16 protein-coding genes and 1 tRNA gene are annotated in these 13,825 nt (G+C 58.5%); 11 read left to right on the top strand and 6 right to left on the bottom strand.

Annotation, left to right across the window (positions count from 1 at the left end; translation table 11 throughout):
* The first annotated feature begins 278 nt into the window (after positions 1 to 278).
* Complete coding sequence (locus EFQ99_RS33045) at positions 279 to 1,025, top strand: hypothetical protein (protein ID WP_126925136.1); 747 nt, start codon at positions 279 to 281, stop codon at positions 1,023 to 1,025.
* On the opposite strand, the gene EFQ99_RS33040 is transcribed toward EFQ99_RS33045, so the two are convergent.
* Complete coding sequence (locus EFQ99_RS33040) at positions 1,018 to 1,584, bottom strand: recombinase family protein (RefSeq protein WP_126925134.1); 567 nt, start codon at positions 1,582 to 1,584, stop codon at positions 1,018 to 1,020. The two genes, EFQ99_RS33045 and EFQ99_RS33040, sit on opposite strands and share 8 nt — an antisense overlap.
* Before the next feature lie 190 nt (positions 1,585 to 1,774).
* Between EFQ99_RS33040 and EFQ99_RS33035 the strand changes: the two genes are divergently transcribed.
* The 7 genes from EFQ99_RS33035 to EFQ99_RS33005 all read left to right on the top strand — a co-directional run bounded on the left by EFQ99_RS33035 (position 1,775) and on the right by EFQ99_RS33005 (position 5,064).
* A complete protein-coding gene (locus tag EFQ99_RS33035) occupies positions 1,775 to 2,203 on the top strand; it encodes a hypothetical protein (protein WP_126925132.1) in 429 nt (142 codons plus the stop codon).
* A 254-nt stretch (positions 2,204 to 2,457) separates the two neighbouring features.
* Positions 2,458 to 2,889 carry a hypothetical protein gene (locus EFQ99_RS33030; protein WP_126925131.1) on the top strand — a complete coding sequence of 144 codons (432 nt, stop codon included), beginning with the start codon at positions 2,458 to 2,460 and terminating at the stop codon, positions 2,887 to 2,889.
* A complete protein-coding gene (locus EFQ99_RS33025) occupies positions 2,871 to 3,089 on the top strand; it encodes a hypothetical protein (RefSeq protein WP_245441631.1) in 219 nt (72 codons plus the stop codon). The genes EFQ99_RS33030 and EFQ99_RS33025 overlap by 19 nt, the downstream gene beginning before the upstream one ends.
* A gap of 2 nt (positions 3,090 to 3,091) precedes the next feature.
* The gene (locus EFQ99_RS33020; protein ID WP_126925129.1) at positions 3,092 to 3,406 is read left to right on the top strand and encodes a hypothetical protein; all 315 of its coding nucleotides are present in this window, start codon (positions 3,092 to 3,094) and stop codon (positions 3,404 to 3,406) included.
* 130 nt (positions 3,407 to 3,536) lie between these two features.
* Positions 3,537 to 4,469, top strand: a complete 933-nt coding sequence (locus EFQ99_RS33015; protein WP_245441630.1) for an SOS response-associated peptidase family protein — start codon at positions 3,537 to 3,539, stop codon at positions 4,467 to 4,469.
* Positions 4,466 to 4,687, top strand: coding sequence for a hypothetical protein (locus EFQ99_RS35905; RefSeq protein ID WP_126925126.1), 222 nt, complete (start codon positions 4,466 to 4,468; stop codon positions 4,685 to 4,687). The genes EFQ99_RS33015 and EFQ99_RS35905 overlap by 4 nt, the downstream gene beginning before the upstream one ends.
* On the top strand, positions 4,684 to 5,064 hold the full coding sequence (locus EFQ99_RS33005) for a thermonuclease family protein (RefSeq protein ID WP_126925125.1): 381 nt from the start codon (positions 4,684 to 4,686) through the stop codon (positions 5,062 to 5,064). Before EFQ99_RS35905 ends, EFQ99_RS33005 begins: the two co-directional genes overlap by 4 nt.
* 107 nt (positions 5,065 to 5,171) lie before the next feature.
* Here EFQ99_RS33005 and EFQ99_RS33000 read toward each other — a convergent pair whose 3' ends face one another.
* From EFQ99_RS33000 to EFQ99_RS32990, 3 genes are all read right to left on the bottom strand, one after another.
* Entirely contained in the window at positions 5,172 to 6,227 is a 1,056-nt protein-coding gene (locus EFQ99_RS33000; RefSeq protein ID WP_126925124.1) for a DUF2806 domain-containing protein, read from the bottom strand.
* 216 nt (positions 6,228 to 6,443) lie between these two features.
* Positions 6,444 to 6,519: transfer RNA gene (locus EFQ99_RS32995), tRNA-Ala, on the bottom strand.
* 150 nt (positions 6,520 to 6,669) lie between these two features.
* Positions 6,670 to 7,053: a TIGR02300 family protein gene (locus EFQ99_RS32990; protein WP_126925123.1), complete on the bottom strand. Its 384-nt coding sequence runs from the start codon at positions 7,051 to 7,053 to the stop codon at positions 6,670 to 6,672.
* Between the two features lie 276 nt (positions 7,054 to 7,329).
* Here EFQ99_RS32990 and aroA point away from each other — a divergent pair, with 276 nt between their 5' ends.
* The 3 genes from aroA (at position 7,330) to rpsA (ending at position 11,245) form a co-directional block, all read left to right on the top strand.
* Positions 7,330 to 8,685 carry a 3-phosphoshikimate 1-carboxyvinyltransferase gene (aroA, locus tag EFQ99_RS32980; protein ID WP_126925121.1) on the top strand — a complete coding sequence of 452 codons (1,356 nt, stop codon included), beginning with the start codon at positions 7,330 to 7,332 and terminating at the stop codon, positions 8,683 to 8,685.
* A gap of 31 nt (positions 8,686 to 8,716) precedes the next feature.
* Positions 8,717 to 9,364 (top strand): (d)CMP kinase, encoded by a 648-nt coding sequence (gene cmk / locus EFQ99_RS32975; RefSeq protein ID WP_126925120.1) that lies wholly within the window; start codon positions 8,717 to 8,719, stop codon positions 9,362 to 9,364.
* Positions 9,365 to 9,541: 177 nt separating this feature from the next.
* Positions 9,542 to 11,245, top strand: a complete 1,704-nt coding sequence (rpsA, locus tag EFQ99_RS32970) for a 30S ribosomal protein S1 (RefSeq protein WP_008536171.1) — start codon at positions 9,542 to 9,544, stop codon at positions 11,243 to 11,245.
* A gap of 76 nt (positions 11,246 to 11,321) precedes the next feature.
* Here the strand turns inward: rpsA and EFQ99_RS32965 are convergent, their stop codons facing one another.
* Together EFQ99_RS32965 and EFQ99_RS32960 are read right to left on the bottom strand one after the other, a co-directional pair.
* Positions 11,322 to 12,857, bottom strand: a complete 1,536-nt coding sequence (locus tag EFQ99_RS32965; RefSeq protein ID WP_126925119.1) for a hypothetical protein — start codon at positions 12,855 to 12,857, stop codon at positions 11,322 to 11,324.
* A 226-nt stretch (positions 12,858 to 13,083) separates the two neighbouring features.
* Positions 13,084 to 13,710 carry a ribonuclease D gene (locus EFQ99_RS32960; protein ID WP_126925118.1) on the bottom strand — a complete coding sequence of 209 codons (627 nt, stop codon included), beginning with the start codon at positions 13,708 to 13,710 and terminating at the stop codon, positions 13,084 to 13,086.
* Positions 13,711 to 13,825: the final 115 nt, after the last annotated feature.

The following is a 13,825-nucleotide window of genomic DNA, read 5'->3' as shown; positions in this document are numbered from 1 at the left end:
TCGATCATATGGAAGTTTCTAGTTCCAGAGCTAGGCGCAGACATAGAAGCTCACAGTTTGTGAATCGTCTGTCCGCAATACAGCGGCCAACGCTACTGACGCCAGATGGGGTCAGCTTGTCGCTTACATAGCACGATCGTTCGGATGGACACGACGTCGGGCAGCCTTTCTACATGCTATTATCCGAACGGCAACATTGGGCAGCCTGTCTCATGTTTTCCATGGAGCCAAACCAATAGGGACTTCGTGCCTGCCAAAAACGCAGATGGGGCAGCACAATGACTGTAGTGGCCTCCAGTCCGCTTGGTGAACGCCTGGGGATATATCTTGTCCTCCTCGCGGGCCTTCTAGTGCTTTCGGCATGCACCAAAGACGAATTGGCTGAGCGAAAGCGGGCCTGCTCGGATTACGTTAAGTTTGGCGTACTTCCGAAAAGTGATGGTGATCGATGCGTTTATGAGGAGGGAATATTCAAGGCAGCCGCTGAGACAATCACAGACAGGCAAGTTGAAAACATCTACCCGATCTTGATAGAGGCCTCCCGGCGAATGGCGGCATCAAGCTCCCGATTGGACAAAACGTCCTTTGCTGTGCTGTCTTCCGATATTCCAGCGCCGGGGCCGTTCATTGATCCGCAAAGCAGCACCACTTGGCACGCTGCTATCGATCTCGCTCACGTGACGTTTGATGCCCCTACTCAAGACCCCGATTTTCAGAGAGATTGGTGGGAAATCTCGGGTGGCCGTTCGGGACGCCCCGATGATCTATGGAACCTCAAGATAGTTGGCATCGGGCCATATGATTTTGACGGCCTCGAAACAGTGTGCCAGTTGCTTGCCTATTCACAATCGGCGGAAGGTTGCAAAGCCCGCGTTTACATCGATCTCGACAAAAAGAGCATTGCTCCTGATCTGGGCGAATTGGGTGTTATGGCTATAGATTTCATTCCACCGACTAGGGACGAGGTGCGCAGGGTTCTCCTTGATTCTGAGTTGGAGCATTGGCCGCCAAACCATACTAGCTGACCGAGTCTTTCATTATCCGAAAGTAGCTGGCCCTACTGATACCCAACGCCGACTGAATTTCTGATGGGGTCTTACCCTCCGACTTAAGGGCTAATACGCTACTTGCCTGTGTCCGGGCCGTGGGTGCTCTGCCTTTGTACTTGCCCTCTGCTTTGGCCTTGGCGATGCCCTCGCGCTGCCTTTCTAACATCAGCTCCCGCTCAAACTCCGCAATAGACCCCAGCAGATTAAGCATCAGCTTGCCGGTGGGCGTCGAGGTATCCAGATTGAGCGCCAAGATGCGCAGCTCGACACCCTTAGCCTTTAGCGTCTCCGTGATAGCCACCAGGTCGGCCACCGAGCGGGCCAGACGGTCCAGCTTCGTGACCACCAACACATCGCCCTCTCTGACAAACTCAAGGGCACGCTCAAGCTCGGGCCTTTCGTTCGCTACCGAGGAAAGCTGCTCTCGGAATATCTTTGTGCATCCCGCCGCTTGTAGGTCGCGAAGTTGGGCTTCTAGTCCCGCCTTCTGGTCGGTGGTGGATGTGCGGGCATAACCTATCATCACTGCTGTCATGGTGTCTTCCTCGTAGTCTCACATGAATTAAAGACTATGAGATATTTAAAGTCTCAAAATGTCAATTGTATTTATGTGAGACCCTTAGGGCGACTTTGCGGCAGACTCACAAGGGCTTGGCCTATTGAGACAGCTTAGTTGACTTGGAAGCGGGACGACGCCTAGCTTTGCGAAAACAATGGAGGTTGAAATGGCCAAATTGCCCAAGGATGTACGCCTTGATTATATCGTCAGAAACGGCTTGGTGAATAAGCCGGAGGAATACATCCGAGGCATTTTCGGGAACGCTAAGCAGTTCGAACGGCGGCACGGCGCGTGGGTGATACGTCTCGGCGCAGGTGGAACCGGGTACGCTCCCAACTATCGTATCGAATTCGCGGCATCGCCAAGCCAGGCTTCACCGGAAGAACTGCGGGCCGGCTTCCTCGAAGGCCAATACGTTCCGACGGTCGAAGCCCTGACAGCCGCTAACACTTTGTACGGCGGGTCCAGTCATAAAGTGTTGCAACATGGTTTGGGCGACGAGCGATGGAGCACAGCGACTGACGACGAAGCATCGCTCTTGTCTGTCTTGCAGAAACTGGTTGAGGATCGTCGACGCAGTACTTCCCCTCGTTGAGGTCTTGCTCTGCCGGGACTGATTTCGCAACAGCTCTTTGGGTCCCATCGAGCCCCACCGGGGGGAAGTCGCACGGCAACTGGCACGTAGGTGACCTCTGAGATGCATGACCCCTAAATTTATGGGGTGGAGACTCTGTGGGCGACCTTCGGCCGAAGTCGCGTCGCCCTCTTGACTCATTCGAAAGTGAGAACATAATAAGAACATCGGCGAGGCGACCGCCAATCTAAAAATTCGAAGAGTGGAGACCGGATATGTGCGAGCATCCGACTGGCGAAGCTGTGGCCCTTCACTGGTACGCTGACCTTCTTGAAGATACCGAGTTTTATTGCGGCCAAGCGCGCGAGATAAGCAAGGAAAGAGCTGTCCCTGCGCTCGTGAAAGCGGTGGCGGGTAGTAGAGACGTGCGGTTCTTCGTTGTTCATATTCTCGATCCAGACACGCTTCTGTATGCGCTCATTGTGATTGCGCTCGATCCTATGGCGGGCGATGCGGTCGGCATTGCCAGTATGGAAACTGATATCGTTGGGTGGGTCGAGGACGATGGCCTGAGGCAACCGATTCTGCGGGATGTTTGGACCGACCCGGTTAGATTCCGATCTGCGCCGGATTTCGAGTTGGCGCTTGCTCGCTATCTCGCCATTCTTCAGGACTGCGGAAATTTGCGATGGGTGCATCTGTCATGAAGCATGCATTTCTGGCCGATGGGTTGCCATCTGAGAGGGAAATCGAAGCCGTTCTCGCTTGGCACGACAACAACACCCATGCCGCGATCGGCACCCTGCTCGATGACATTCGTCACCTCCGCCTCCAACTCGTACTCGTGGAAGGAGCTATGGGCAGAGGCATGACGCGAGGCTGGCGGCCGACCTACGACCGAGACTGACAATGCCTGAAATGAACATATCGAAGAAGCTTTCCCGCTGGTCCTTGGAGGATGCGCGGGAGGTCGGTCACGTGCTCGTCATCCGGTGTGGTCTTTGCAATATCACGCGCCGGTTCCTGCCGGGCGATATCCTCAAGCTCCGCAAGAACACCACGTTGAACCGCCTGAAGTTCGTCTGTCAGAAATGCGACAAGGGTACCTACATCGACGTGAATGTTTACTACCCGTCTGCGGGAGATATCGGCAAGCTTCCAATCCGCCGCCTTGCGGGGATACGAGACGTTAGAATGCCAATTTGGCGAGATGAGACCCTATAGGCCGAACATGGCGAACCGCAGAGACAACCCAATTACACGCTGGCGGATGGCGAGACCGAGGCAGCACCACGTGCTTCTCTGGTGGTCTGACCCCTCTGGTCGAGAGGTTCGGTGGAACTTTCCCCTTCCCGTGCGGGGCAAAGTGCTTTCATCGGCAGTCGAACTTGACAGCAATTCGAACAGCTACGCAGCGGATTACGAGGGCAACCACTACCTTGTCTTTTGCTTCAACAGCCGCGAAGCTGCACGGTACTTTAGGGACCGCTGGCAAGGCCAATTCATCGACACGGACGAAGTGAACCGCAAGGGCGTATGGACGCCGAGGGAGGGAAACGTGTGTAATCTCTACCGGATGCTGAGCAATCAGGATGCGATCCGCTCAATTACCAGGGCGATGATCGACAGCACCGGTAACATGGAGCCCATCACCGAGTTCTGGCCCGACTACCGGGCACCGATCGTCCGCAACACGCCGTCCGGCCGAGAGCTTGCCTATGTGCGGTGGGGTCTGCCGAGTTCTTCGCAAGCGATATTCCAAGCCGCCACCAAGCGAGCCGATGGCCTCCGCAAGAAAAACAAGCCAGTCGACTTCCAAGAGCTTCTGAAGATGGAGCCAGATGGCGGCACCACGAACGTCCGCAACGTGGAGAGCAAACACTGGAAGCGCTGGCATGGCGTCGAGTTCCGCTGCGTCGTGCCTTTCACCTCCTTCGCAGAGCCAGACCCAGCCAACAAGCCCGAAGGCGGCCGGACGCCCAATGCATGGTTTGCCGCAGACCCAAGCCATCCCCTCATGTTCTTTGCCGGCATATGGGTGCCGCAATGGGAGAGCGTTAGGAAAGTCAAGGAGGGGCTTACCGTCAATGACCTGTTTGGCTTCCTCACCACCGAGCCCAATGGGGTCGTGGAGCCTGTCCACCAGAAGGCAATGCCGGCCATCCTCGCGAACAGCGATGAGATCGAGACATGGCTCACCGCACCATGGGAGGAGGCTCGCCAGCTACAGCGACCATTGCGGGAGGACCAGCTTATTCTTGTGCCGACCGAGAAGGATGCCGCATGAGCATCGCCAGCCACTCAACAGCACCCGGCGCTAACCTCCTCTTCGAGCATTACTGTGAGGAGCCCGGATGCCAGGAATGGGGAGGCTTCGGCCACAGTCCCTCACCTGCTGTCCCGACTCGCTGGTGGTGCTGGGGACACTTCCCGTACAAGACCTACGAACAGGAGCAAGCCTTTAGGAGGAAGCTCGAAGCTTCGGAGCGGGGTCCGGCGCAGTGATCGCAGAGCTTCTTGTTTGCGCATCGCTCACGGCCGTGGACGGTGACACCGTGCGATGCGATGGGCAGCTCATGCGGCTCCTTGGTGGCGGCATTCCGTTCGTTTGGGGGATAGACACGCCTGAGATTGGCAGCCACGCGAAATGCGTCAAGGAGCGAAAACTAGCACTGATAGCCAAAGGTCGGCTGAAGGAACTATTGGAGGAGCGCGGTCTGCGGATTGAGGTCAAGGGGATCGACAACACGCAGGCACATCGGCCCCTGGTGAACGTCTACCGCAAGGACGGTCGGGAGGTGGGCGCGATGCTGCGAGCTGAGGGCTTTGCCCGCGAGTGGAGACCCCATCACAAGAACGACTGGTGCAGCCAGGATAAATAACAGCGCGCCCTTCGAGCACAAGGAATGCTGCCACCATCGGAGATGCTTGGCCTCCACTACCACGGGATTATCTTCGAGATACGTGACTTCAAATAATGGGGTGCCGACTATGGCTGCTCTGGAGGGGCGCCTTCAAGTATCTGCACGTCATATCCTCCCGAGCCGTTGCGGCGGCCGATGCGTAAGTCTACCTCCGGCATTTCCTTATGGACGAGGCCTGAATAGCGAAGAAACGCTTCATGAGACTTATCTGGCAGAATCGAACTTATCGCCACGCCCTCATTTGTAAGGATGTAGACGCTCGTCGCCGGCTTCCCGGTATGGTTCCGGTAAACTGCCGTGCCTGAGGCGGTCATGTGAATCAGCCCCCTGTCGGGCAATTCCACATCTTTCGGAAATACAAGGGCGTAGTCGTCGAACGAGATCAGCCAAATGTCTTTCCCTGCGTCATCCTTACCCTCTTGGAAAGAGCGATTTTGGCCTAGGCCCGGCTCAACAAGGAGACCTGCCGTCGTGAGGGCAATAACTGTGTCGTAGGGTATCTCACCCGTAAGGCATTTCGGCAAAGTATTGCCAATTCGATGGTCGCATGCATCCTCAAAAAGCTTAGCAGTTATTGCCTCTATCTCATCCACGACGCGTAGAACTTTGTTCGAAAATGTTCCCGGGCTCCTTACTTCTTCAGCCAACACCCGACCCCAACGCTGCCTCAGCTCTTCGGTCGATGCTTCGCCAGCGTAACCTTCAAACCGATCCATGAAGGGTTGATTTAGCTCTTCGGGGCCTGCAGCAGCCTCAATCTCGGTTGGGGGAGAAGTCTTCAAATCTTCGATGGCGTAACCCAGAACCCCTTCCCTATTGATTTGCTTTCGTGCGATCATTCCGAAATGGATTTCAAATGCCCGTGCAGCAAACTGAGGATCGCTCTTTAGGCGTTCCATTCCGTACTTGACTGTTTCCTCTATCAAGGCGCGCTCGCCGTCAATAATGGATCTGCGCCGTGCAGTTCCACTTTCAATGCGGACGTTCAGCCACTCGGCTAAATTACCACCCAAGCGATCTATCGCGGATAGTAGTCGACTCTTCGCTTTTGCGTTCACGCCTGCGGGCGTAAGTTCGGCCGTTAAAGAAATTTCGTTATCTAAGTGGTCCGGCGCAGTCACTTACTCCCCCGAATCGTAGGCCATCAGGGCTTACATCATGGCGTGTATGGAGGACCTTCGCAACTCGTGACGGCTTTATCTGCCGGCCTCAGCAACGCCAGTCAGAATCGCCTGTCCAATGGGTACTCCCGCTGGGTACTTTATTGGGTACTTGGGAAGTTCTTACCGCACCTTATCAGCTTGTTTTTAATGATAAAAACTAAACCGAGGAAAATTTGGTGGAGCTAAGCGGGATCGAACCGCTGACCTCTTGCATGCCATGCAAGCGCTCTCCCAGCTGAGCTATAGCCCCATCAAGGCGGTCCGGCTCAAGGCCGGTCCTGGGATGCTCCTCAAGGCGTGCCCTGCGGAGTGGCGGCTTATTACTTCCGGTTTTCGGAGATAGCAAGCCTAAAAAATTCGGCCCGGAGAATTTTTTCCTCGCCGGGCCGAAATGCAGTCGTCAGACTTCGTCTTCGTCGCCGGTCACGCCGATGATGTCGCTCATGTCGTCGTCATCGTCGTCTTCGTCGGGTGTAAGGAAGGTATCGTCGTCGTCATCGCCTTCGATTTCGACATCGTCGTCGCCCATATCGGGGATGTCGTCGCCAGAGGCGGCGTCATCGGCATCCTCAAGCGAAACCAGTTCGACTTCGGTGTTTTCAGTATCGACTTCCGCGACCTCATCTTCCTCGGCAACTTCGGCGATCGCCGAGGTTTCTTCGAAGAAGGAGAGAGGGTAGGACTTGCCGGTATAAGGGGAGACGATCGGATCCCGGTTCAGATCATAAAACTTCTTGCCGGTTTCCGGATCGGTGCGCTTGGTTCCAAGTTCCGCTTTCGCCACTATAAGCCTCGTGAGAATGACCGAATGCGAGATTCGGCAAATGCCGATCAAGCCGGCGTTCCATCGGAATTTATAAGCCGGTCCCCTTAATCGCTGTGGCTTCCCATGTCAAAGCCAAACTTAATGATCGCAGCGCGGGGTTTTTCGAGAGTCGGCGGATGACCGCCCGGCGGGTTTATGTTAACGAGCCGCGACGGCCGCCGAGGCGGGCGAGGATTGCGACCGGTCAAGCTCAGCTTCCGGCAAAAATAGACTGTTTTTTCAGAGGATTGCGTCATGAGTCACGGCTCTGCGCCAAGGCCCGCCACCGCCCGTAAATCCGCCGGCCTTTCCGGCAGAGTACGCATTCCGGGCGACAAATCGATCTCGCATCGCTCCTTCATGTTCGGCGGGCTCGCCTCCGGCGAGACGCGGATCACCGGCCTGCTCGAAGGCGAGGACGTGATCAATACCGGCCGGGCAATGCAGGCGATGGGCGCCAGGATCCGGAAAGAGGGCGAGCAGTGGGTGATCGAGGGCACCGGCAACGGTGCGCTGCTTGCGCCTGACGCGCCGCTCGATTTCGGTAATGCCGGCACCGGCGTGCGGCTGACCATGGGCCTTGTCGGCACCTATGATTTTCATTCAACCTTCATCGGCGATGCCTCGCTTTCGAAACGTCCGATGGGCCGCGTGCTCGATCCGCTGCGCGAAATGGGCGTGCAGGTCAGCGCATCCGCGGGCGACAGGCTGCCGGTGACGCTGCGCGGGGGAACGCCAAGTGCAATCCGCTACCGCGTGCCGATGGCGTCTGCCCAGGTGAAATCGGCCGTCCTGCTTGCCGGGCTCAATACGCCGGGCATCACGACCGTCATCGAGCCGGTGATGACGCGTGACCATACCGAAAAGATGCTGCAGGGTTTTGGCGCCGCCCTTTCCGTCGACACTGACAAGGACGGCGTGCGCACAATCCGGCTCGAAGGGCGAGGCAGGCTCACCGGCCAGGTCATCGACGTGCCCGGCGATCCCTCCTCCACCGCCTTCCCGCTGGTCGCCGCACTGATCGCTCCAGATTCCGACATCACCATTCTCAACGTGCTGATGAACCCAACGCGCACGGGGCTGATCCTGACACTGCAGGAAATGGGTGCCGATATCGAGGTGCTGAACGCGCGTCTTGCCGGCGGCGAGGACGTAGCGGATCTGCGCGTGCGCCATTCCGAACTGAAGGGCGTGGCCGTGCCTGAAGAACGGGGGCCGTCGATGATCGACGAATATCCTGTCCTCGCCGTCGCCGCCTGCTTTGCCGAAGGCACGACCGTGATGAAGGGGCTGGAGGAACTGCGCGTCAAGGAATCCGACCGCCTCTCCGCTGTTGCCAACGGGTTGAAGCTGAATGGCGCGGACTGCGATGAGGGGAAGGACTTTCTCGTCGTGCGCGGCCGGCCTGATGGCAAGGGGCTCGGCAATGCCGCCGGTGATAAAGTCAGCACTCATCTCGACCATCGCATCGCCATGAGCTTCCTTGTCATGGGGCTTGCCGCGGAGCATCCTGTGACCATCGACGACGCTGCGATGATCGCGACCAGCTTTCCTGAATTCATGCCGCTGATGACCGGTCTTGGAGCATGGATCGAAGAGGTGCGGGAATGAACAATGGACCAGCCACCGCAGGATTGATCGCATGACAACCAAGACCTTTACCATCGCCATCGACGGCCCGGCAGCTGCCGGCAAGGGCACGCTGTCGCGCCGCATCGCCGAGCAATACGGTTTTCATCATCTCGATACCGGGCTCACCTATCGCGCCACGGCCAAGGCGCTGCTCGACGCCGACCTGCCGCTCGACGACGAGGCGGTGGCGGAAAAGATGGCGCGGGAGGTTGAACTTGGCGGGCTGGATCGCGATATACTTTCCAGGCACGAGATCGGCGAAGCCGCCTCGAAGATCGCGGTCATGCCGGCGGTGCGCCGGGCACTCGTCGAGGCGCAGCGACGGTTTGCGGCGAAGGTGCCGGGAACAGTGCTCGACGGGCGCGATATCGGCACGGTCGTGTGCCCGGATGCGCCGGTGAAACTGTATGTGACGGCGTCGCCGGAAGTTCGCGCACGACGCCGTTACGACGAAATCCTCGGCAAGGGTGCGACGGCGGATTTCGATGCGATTTTCGAAGACGTCAAGCGGCGCGACGACCGCGATATGAATAGGGCGGACAGCCCAATGAAACCGGCGGTCGATGCACACTTGCTTGACACGTCGGAAATGAGTATAGAGGCCGCGTTTCAAGCTGCTAAGTCGTACATCGACGCTGCCTTGGACCGAAATGCCTAAAATAAGCGGTTTTCCGTGCTACGTGCGCGGGACGCTCATGCAAAGCAAGCCTGAAATTCCGTCCAAGCGCCGGATTGCCTTCGTAAAAGAGGGCGGACTGGGTTCAGGCCCATTCAACTCGAACCAACCGGCGCATACGTGAGCCTTGAAGCTATCGAAGGCCACGCAGGAGATTTTATGTCAGTAGCAACTCCCTCTCGCGAGGATTTCGCGGCCCTTCTGGAAGAGTCCTTTGCCAAGAACGATCTGGCCGAAGGCTATGTTACCAAGGGTATCGTCACGGGCATCGAAAAGGATGTCGCCGTTGTTGACGTCGGCCTGAAGGTCGAAGGCCGCATCGCGCTCAAGGAATTCGGCGCCCGCGCCAAGGACGGCCAGCTCAAGGTTGGCGATGAAGTCGAAGTTTACGTTGAGCGTATCGAAAACGCGCTCGGCGAAGCAGTTCTGTCGCGCGAGAAGGCTCGCCGCGAAGAAAGCTGGGTCAAGCTCGAAGCCAAGTTCGAAGCTGGCGAGCGCGTCGAAGGCGTTATCTTCAACCAGGTCAAGGGTGGCTTCACGGTCGACCTCGACGGTGCGATCGCCTTCCTGCCGCGTTCTCAGGTCGACATTCGTCCGATCCGCGACGTGACCCCGCTGATGCACAACCCGCAGCCCTTCGAAATCCTCAAGATGGACAAGCGTCGCGGCAACATCGTGGTTTCGCGCCGTACGGTTCTGGAAGAGTCCCGTGCCGAGCAGCGTTCTGAAATCGTTCAGAACCTCGAAGAAGGCCAGGTTGTTGACGGCGTCGTCAAGAACATCACCGACTACGGTGCATTCGTTGACCTCGGCGGCATCGACGGCCTGCTGCACGTCACCGACATGGCATGGCGCCGTGTGAACCATCCGTCGGAAATCCTGAACATCGGCCAGCAGGTCAAGGTTCAGATCATCCGCATCAACCAGGAAACCCACCGTATCTCGCTCGGCATGAAGCAGCTCGAGTCCGATCCGTGGGATGGCATCCAGGCCAAGTATCCGGAAGGCAAGAAGATCTCCGGTACCGTCACGAATATCACCGACTACGGTGCGTTCGTCGAGCTGGAGCCGGGCATCGAAGGCCTGATCCACATCTCGGAAATGTCCTGGACCAAGAAGAACGTTCACCCCGGCAAGATCCTGTCCACGAGCCAGGAAGTCGAAGTCGTCGTTCTCGAAGTCGATCCGTCCAAGCGCCGCATTTCGCTCGGCCTCAAGCAGACGCTGGAAAACCCGTGGGCAGCATTCGCCCGCAGCCATCCGGCCGGCACTGAAGTCGAAGGCGAAGTCAAGAACAAGACCGAATTCGGCCTGTTCATCGGTCTCGACGGCGATGTCGACGGCATGGTTCACCTCTCCGACCTCGACTGGAACCGTCCGGGCGAACAGGTCATCGAGGAGTTCAACAAGGGTGATGTCGTCAAGGCCGTCGTTCTCGATGTCGACGTCGAGAAGGAACGCATCTCGCTCGGCATCAAGCAGCTCGGCAAGGATGCGGTCGGCGAAGCAGCAGCTTCGGGCGACCTGCGCAAGAACGCAGTGGTTTCCTGCGAAATCATCGCGATCAACGACGGCGGCATCGAAGTGAAGCTCGTCAACCACGAGGATATCACTTCCTTCATCCGTCGCGCCGACCTCGCCCGCGACCGCGACGAGCAGCGTCCTGAGCGCTTCTCGGTCGGCCAGGTTGTCGATGCCCGCGTCACCAACTTCTCCAAGAAGGACCGCAAGATCATGCTGTCCATCAAGGCTCTGGAGATAGCGGAAGAGAAGGAAGCCGTCGCTCAGTTCGGTTCGTCCGACTCGGGCGCTTCGCTCGGCGACATCCTGGGCGCAGCCCTGAAGAACCGCGGCGGCGAATAAGCCTCGCAACCGTCTCTGAATTGAAGAACCCGCCGGAGCGATCCGGCGGGTTCTTCATTTTCAGGCTGTCAAAAAGTTATTCCCAGCCGACCATGCGCTGATAGAGGGCATAGACCGGATCGGCGGCCGCGCTTGCCGGCTGATGAGCCACCGGTTCGGCATCGATCATCCTCGGTGTCCTCCGCGCGGGTGCTGCGTCGGTCTCTTCGCCGTCTGGCTCGGCATCCTCGCCGCCGGACTGCGCCTGTTGCTGATCCTCCGGCGCGTCGTCGCGATGGTGTTGGTGCTGGTGGTGCGTTTCGCCCGCCTTTTCGTTCGGCAGCATATCTTTGGCGAACTGGTAAGGCAGCTGGGTATAGGCAAGGCCCTCCGGCATCTTGGCTGCCAGCGGCACATAGGCGGCTTCGGCCATCTCGGGAACCGGCATCGTTTCCGGCTGTGCGGAGATTTCTTTCGGCTGACGGGCAGCCGCAGCTGCAATCTCCATATCGATCTGTGAGGGCCGAGGTGTAACGGACGGGGCTGCATCGGCTGCAGTGAAGTCCGCCGGCTGACGGGTCAAAGTCTCGGTCGCGTCGCTGATGACAGCTTCATCGAGGATCGCATCGATCTCCACCGCTGCCTCGATGGGACCATCTTCCAGCACGGTCTCGACCTCCTGCTCGCGGATGATGGTGGCGATCATCTCCGAAGCCTCTTCGGTCATGGAGGCGACAATTCCCGTCCAGTTCCTGGGAATGACCGGATCGGCCCTTTCCGATGTCGCATGGGGTTGGATGGCGGGTGGTTCCGCCGTTTCTCCGATATCGTCGGCTTCTGCTGACTCCGCCGAAAACACCTGCCGGGATTCGATCTCCTGGGAGATAGATTTTTCCGGGGCGGCTTCCCTGGCTGTCACCGGAGCGAGCTCGGTGTGGCTTTCAGGCTGTGGCGTTTCCGGATCGATAGCCTGCACGGCATCAGCAATGGCCGCTTCTTCGGCCGTCGCCAGTGCCGCAGCCTCGATCGGCGGAGGCATCTTTTCCGCAGGCTGGCGCGTGGCGGCGGGCAGGCTGTCCTCGTGCAGCTGGATCTCAGGGCGGGCTTCGGCGCGCATCGGCGAAGCATCGTTCTGGCCGTAGGAGCGCACGACAGCGCGGGCGGCGAGATCGCGATCCTTGTAGCGGACGATTTCGAGATAAGCGATGATACGGGCTGCCTGCGGCCCCGTCGGGTTCTTCAGGGCTTCGGCGATCACCCTGAGCGGCAGGCTATGGCCCTGGTCGGTCAGTTGGCGCTCGACCTCGTCGATCCTGGCGGCCGGCAGCCGGCGGATGGCGTCGGCAAGCCGGGAAGCGAAGGCAAGATTGGTCTCGTCCTCGCCGCGGTCGAGCGAAATTGAGCGGCCGGCCGCATCGATGACATCGAACAGGGCTTCGACCATGCGCTCACGCGCGGCAAGGAGCAGAATATTGAGCTTGCCGGCAATGGCGGAATTCAGGTCAGTGGCTTCGACGGCGTTGACGGGCGTGGGCGCGACCACCGAACCGCCGAGACCGCCGGCGACGATCGCCGCAGCCTGACCTTGGGACGAAAAGCTTGCATTGGACGCTGCACGAACGGGAGACAGCACGGCATGCCCTTTCGTAAAGTGACGATGAAAGCAGGCTCTATGAAAGGACCGCGCTCATCCGGCCCCTTGCATCCCAGCAGATCCTCCTGTCCGCATGACGCAATTCCGGCGTCATCGAATGCATAAAAATTGAATCAATTATTAAAAAAGAGACATTAATGAATCGCTAACGGCCGCAGACGAAGTTCGCCCGCGGCCGTGAAACCATGGAATGAAGGCAAATCGCTCAGCTATGGGCGAAGATATCGGCCTCTTCCCAGCCGAGCAGATCGAGCTTGGCGCGGGTCGGCAGGAATTCAAAGCAGGCCGTGGCGTGGTCGAAACGACCGTCGCGGATCAGGCGCTCAGTCAGCTTGTCGCGCAAGGCGTGCAGATAAAGCACGTCGGAGGCGGCATATTCGATCTGCGCGAGGGAGAGCGCCTGAGCCCCCCAATCGGAGGATTGTTGCGCCTTGGAGACATCGACGTCGAGCATCTCCTTGAGATTGTCCTTGAGACCGTGGCGATCCGTATAGGTCCGGCTGAGCCGTGAGGCGATCTTGGTGCAGAACACCGGCGTCGTGGTGACGCCGAACGTATGGAAGAGCACGGCAATATCGAAGCGGCCGTAGTGGAAGATCTTCTGATGGGTCGGATCTTCGAGCAAGGTGACGAGATTAGGCGCCTGTTTCTGGCCGGCGGCGATGCGGATGATGTCGGCAGTGCCGTCTCCCGGTGACAGCTGGACGACGCAGAGCCGATCGCGGCGCGGCACCAGACCGAGCGTTTCGGTGTCGATCGCGATCGCACCCGTATAACGGGCGGCATCGGCCGCGGAAATATCGCCTTCGTGATAACGTATGGTCGCCGCCATGAGACTGTCTTTCGTTCGAATGCTTCCCCTACAGCGCCGCGCGTCTTTTCAGAGGTGCAAAGGACGCTGTAGCACTTTGAATGGCTGCATGCGCTATAGCGCAAAGGCAGACGAG

The organism is Rhizobium vallis (assembly GCF_003985155.1).
In the GTDB taxonomy this organism is placed as follows: Bacteria; Pseudomonadota; Alphaproteobacteria; order Rhizobiales; family Rhizobiaceae; genus Rhizobium; species Rhizobium vallis.
This window is presented reverse-complemented; position numbering and strand designations above follow the sequence as displayed.

Bases quoted from the DNA above. Each gene is read 5' to 3' on its own strand.
- EFQ99_RS32960 (WP_126925118.1), bottom strand. From the start codon at position 13,710: ATGGCGGCGACCATACGTTATCACGAAGGCGATATTTCCGCGGCCGAT.
- EFQ99_RS35905 (WP_126925126.1), top strand. From the start codon at position 4,466: ATGAGCATCGCCAGCCACTCAACAGCACCCGGCGCTAACCTCCTCTTC.
- aroA (WP_126925121.1), top strand. From the start codon at position 7,330: ATGAGTCACGGCTCTGCGCCAAGGCCCGCCACCGCCCGTAAATCCGCC.
- EFQ99_RS33025 (WP_245441631.1), top strand. From the start codon at position 2,871: ATGGGTGCATCTGTCATGAAGCATGCATTTCTGGCCGATGGGTTGCCA.
- rpsA (WP_008536171.1), top strand. From the start codon at position 9,542: ATGTCAGTAGCAACTCCCTCTCGCGAGGATTTCGCGGCCCTTCTGGAA.
- EFQ99_RS33020 (WP_126925129.1), top strand. From the start codon at position 3,092: ATGCCTGAAATGAACATATCGAAGAAGCTTTCCCGCTGGTCCTTGGAG.
- EFQ99_RS33035 (WP_126925132.1), top strand. From the start codon at position 1,775: ATGGCCAAATTGCCCAAGGATGTACGCCTTGATTATATCGTCAGAAAC.
- EFQ99_RS33045 (WP_126925136.1), top strand. From the start codon at position 279: ATGACTGTAGTGGCCTCCAGTCCGCTTGGTGAACGCCTGGGGATATAT.
- cmk (WP_126925120.1), top strand. From the start codon at position 8,717: ATGACAACCAAGACCTTTACCATCGCCATCGACGGCCCGGCAGCTGCC.
- EFQ99_RS33030 (WP_126925131.1), top strand. From the start codon at position 2,458: ATGTGCGAGCATCCGACTGGCGAAGCTGTGGCCCTTCACTGGTACGCT.
- EFQ99_RS33040 (WP_126925134.1), bottom strand. From the start codon at position 1,584: ATGACAGCAGTGATGATAGGTTATGCCCGCACATCCACCACCGACCAG.